The following is a 3,255-nucleotide window of genomic DNA, read 5'->3' on the forward strand; positions in this document are numbered from 1 at the left end:
GCAGCGCCCCCGCACCCACCGAAGGCCTGGCCTGGTGGCAGGCGGCCCTGCAGCGCAGCTGGGAGGTGGTGCGCGACGAGGCCCGGAGCCTGGTACGCGTGAGCCGCATTGACCAGCCCGAGGCCATCCTGCTGGCGCCGGAGCAAACCTTTTTCCTGCGCGAGAACCTCAAGCTCAAACTGCTCAACGCGCGCCTGGGCGTGCTGGCGCGCCAGTTCGAATCGGCCCGCGCCGACCTGGGCGCCGCAACGGCCGCGCTCAACAAATACTTTGACCCGGCCTCGCGGCGCACTCAGATTGCGGCCAGCACGCTGCAGACGGCCCAGGCCAGCCTGAAGGCGGCCGAGCAGCCCCGCCTGGACGAAACCCTGTCTGCGCTGGCCACGGCCGCCGCAGGCCGCTGAAGGGCTGTACGCATGCGCGCAGCACTCTGGCTCCTGGCGTTGTTTGGCGTGGCCGTGGCCACGGCTTTGTTTGCGGGCAACAACCAGGGCACCATCACCCTGTACTGGCCGCCGTACCGCATCGACCTGTCGCTCAACATGGTGTTGCTGCTGCTGGTGGGCGGTTTTGTCACCCTCTATGCAGCCCTGCGCGCCCTGGCTGCGTTGCTGGAGCTGCCCCACCAGGCCCGGCGCTGGCGCGTGCAGCAAAAGGAGCGTGCCATGCATGCGGCCTTGCTGGATGCGCTCACCCACATGCTCGGGGGTCGCTTCATCCGCTCGCGCAAGGCCGCCGTGGCGGCGCTCTCTCAGGAACACGCCCTGGAGGCAAGCGGCGAGGCTGTGCCCCATGGCAGACAGCTGCGTGCCCTGGCCCACATGATTGCGGCCGAGGCATCGCACGCGCTGCAAGACCGCGCCACCCGCGAGAGCCACCTGCAGGACGCCCTGCAGGAAGCCCCGATGCGCGGCACAGTGAACGAGCAGGAAATGCACGAAGGCGCACAGATGCGCGCCGCACGCTGGTCGCTGGACGATCGCGATGCCAGCGCCACCCTCGAGCGCCTGGCCGCCCTGCCCCAGGGCGCGGCACGCCGCACGCTGGCCCTGCGCATCAAGCTCAAGGCGACACGCCTGGCCCGGCAGACCCAGGAGGCGCTGGACACCGCCCGCCTGCTGGGAAAACACCGCGCCTTCTCGCCCGCAGCAGCGCAAAGCATCGTGCGCGGCCTGGCCACCGAACTCATCAACAGCGCCCACGACACCGCCCAGCTTCAGCAGATCTGGCAGTCCCTTGAAACAGCCGAGCGCAACATGCCCGAGCTGGCCATCCACGCCGCGCAGCGCCTGGCTGCCCTGGGAGGCGGTGCCAACCAGGTGCGCGCCTGGCTGCTGCCAGTATGGGAGCGCATGGTGGACCTGCCCGATGCGCTGGCCGACCACCATGCCTTGAAGCTGGTGCGCGCGCTCGAAGCAGGGCTGGACGAACTCGACGCCCCCTGGCTGGCCCGCATCGAATCGGCCCACCAGACAAACCCGCGCGACGCCCGCCTTCAGTATCTGGCCGGTATGGCCTGCCTCAAACGCCAGCTGTGGGGCAAGGCCCAACAACTGCTGACCCAGGCAGCGCAGCAACTGGCCGACCCCCACCTGCGTACGAGCGCCTGGCGCCGCCTGGCAGAACTGGCCGAGCAGCGTGGCGACGATAGCGCCGCCGCCAGTGCCTGGAAACAGGCCGCCCTGAGCCGCTAAGCCCGACCGCCGTGCCCCTCGGCCGCAAGGCCTTTCCAGCGCTTGCCGACTGCCTGCCACCCGTGGGTAAGCTCTGCTGCGCGTCGTCGGCGCAGCACCTACACCCCATCAGTCGCAGCGCCACCAAGGCCTGACGCCCCGCCACACGGATCGGCTCCGGCACGCCCGACATCGCATCCACCGACCGATGTCCATCCAAAAAAGCGCAAAACGTTGGGGAACTTTGATTGCTAAGGGCTCCTCAATTCATTTTTTTTGAAATGAAGCGTCAATCTGCCTGAAGCCGAACCCGGCAGGCGCTTCCTACACTGCCTTCACGCAGACACGCCCGCATGCACTGGGGCTGCCAGCAACCAGGCCCCGCCCTTCACTGCCCACGCTTTTGATGACCACTTCTGCCACCTCCACGGCCACCGGGCCGCGCCGCTACACACGCACTGCGATGCTGCTGCACTGGGTGCTGGGCTTTGCACTGATCGGCCTGTTTGGTGTGGGCATCTACATGACCGGCCTGCCGTTCTCCCCGCAGCGGCTCAAGCTCTACAACTGGCACAAGTGGGCGGGTGTCACCATCCTTGTGCTGTCGCTGCTGCGCTTGTTGTGGCGTGCCACGCACCGCCCCCCGGCGCTGCCCGAGGCCATCGAGCGGGCCATGCCGGGCTGGCAGAAGCTGGCGCACCACGCCACGCACGGTCTGCTCTACGTGCTGTTTTTTGCCGTGCCGCTGATTGGATGGGCCTACAGCTCGGCCGCCGGGTTCCCCATCGTGTTCCTGGGTCTGTGGCAGTTGCCCGATTTCGTGCCGGTGAGCAAGGAACTGGCCGAGGCCATCAAGCCCTGGCACCAGTACACCGCATTTGCGATGGCGGGCCTGGTGGTGCTGCACATTGCGGGCGCGCTCAAGCACCAGATCGTGGACCGCGATGGCCTGATCGCTCGCATGCTGCCTGGGAAATGAAACACCCCCTGAGTCGCCTGCGGCGGCGTCCCTCGCTGGGTCTGCGCCAGCCTCACGCGCCACGGGTGGCGCACGGCGCAATCGATCTCAGATACGGCCATCCTGTTTTTGTCTTTTGAACGGAGCTTCCCGAATGAATTTGACCTCCTCCTTGTCCTGCGCCGCCTTGGGCCTTGCCCTGGCATTCGGTGCCCAGTCCGCCTTGGCCCAGCAGCAACTGGTGCCCGCCCAGAGCGAGGTGCAGTTCACCGCGCGCCAGATGGGTGTGCCGCTCGACGGCCATTTCAAGAAGTTCAGCGCCCAGGTGGCGTTTGACCCAGCCAAGCTGGCCACCAGCAAGATCGCCTTCACGGTAGACACCGGCAGCGCCACGCTGGGCTCGCGCGAGACCGATGCCGAACTGCCCAAACCCACCTGGTTCAACGTGCCCAAGTTCCCACAGGCGCAGTTCGAATCCACCGCCATCAAGGCGCTGGGCGGCGGCAAGTTTGAAGTGGCGGGCAAGCTCACCATCAAGGGCACGGCGCAGAACGTGACGGTGCCGGTGGCGCTGGCCCAGAACGGCGCCACCGGCACCGTCACGTTCTGCGCCGTGCCCTTGAT

At 67.4% G+C, this 3,255-nt stretch carries 4 protein-coding genes; all 4 read left to right on the plus strand.

Annotation, left to right across the window (positions count from 1 at the left end; all coding sequences use genetic code 11):
• A partial coding sequence (locus DBR12_RS20505; RefSeq protein WP_199226743.1) for a uroporphyrinogen-III C-methyltransferase occupies positions 1-404 on the plus strand: 404 nt, incomplete at its 5' end.
• Positions 405-416: 12 nt separating this feature from the next.
• A complete protein-coding gene (locus tag DBR12_RS20510) occupies positions 417-1,694 on the plus strand; it encodes a heme biosynthesis protein HemY (protein WP_108618916.1) in 1,278 nt (425 codons plus the stop codon).
• Positions 1,695-2,079: 385 nt separating this feature from the next.
• Positions 2,080-2,652 carry a cytochrome b gene (locus tag DBR12_RS20515; protein ID WP_108618917.1) on the plus strand — a complete coding sequence of 191 codons (573 nt, stop codon included), beginning with the start codon at positions 2,080-2,082 and terminating at the stop codon, positions 2,650-2,652.
• 133 nt (positions 2,653-2,785) lie between these two features.
• On the plus strand, positions 2,786-3,255 hold a 470-nt coding region (locus DBR12_RS20520; protein ID WP_233244992.1), incomplete at its 3' end, for a YceI family protein.

Origin of the sequence: Acidovorax sp. HMWF029, assembly GCF_003060895.1 — a bacterium.
Classification (GTDB): Bacteria; Pseudomonadota; Gammaproteobacteria; order Burkholderiales; family Burkholderiaceae_C; genus Acidovorax.

Bases quoted from the DNA above. Each gene is read 5' to 3' on its own strand.
- DBR12_RS20510 (WP_108618916.1), top strand. From the start codon at position 417: ATGCGCGCAGCACTCTGGCTCCTGGCGTTGTTTGGCGTGGCCGTGGCC.
- DBR12_RS20515 (WP_108618917.1), top strand. From the start codon at position 2,080: ATGACCACTTCTGCCACCTCCACGGCCACCGGGCCGCGCCGCTACACA.